The organism is Neisseria sp. HMSC70E02 (assembly GCF_001838645.1).
Classification (GTDB): Bacteria; Pseudomonadota; Gammaproteobacteria; order Burkholderiales; family Neisseriaceae; genus Neisseria; species Neisseria macacae.
Map to the genome: position 1 here is coordinate 1 of NZ_KV838118.1, position 267 is coordinate 267.

Sequence of the window (267 nt, forward strand, 5' to 3'; positions counted from 1 at the left end):
CCGAACACTACTTCCGCGACCAAAGTCTGCCCGTTTCCTACCGTCCCCATGCCGGACTGGAAAGTACCGGTACCGAAGCACTGTTCAACCTCAGCATCCGCCACAACCCCATCGTTGAAGGCATACGCAGTGCCGACTACAACTACCGCACCGCCGATACCGACCTCTTTGCCGAAACCGACAACAAACAATCCGAAGAATCGGCCGACAATACCGTCTTACTGGGCAAACAGCAAAACTGGGGCCTTCATCCCAAAACCCCCGACG

General features: G+C 56.2%; 1 protein-coding gene. It reads left to right on the plus strand.

All coding sequences use genetic code 11. The features are described 5' to 3' along the window. Positions 1–267, plus strand: a 267-nt coding sequence (locus HMPREF3277_RS14975; RefSeq protein WP_210401172.1) for a hypothetical protein, incomplete at both ends; no start/stop codon positions are given.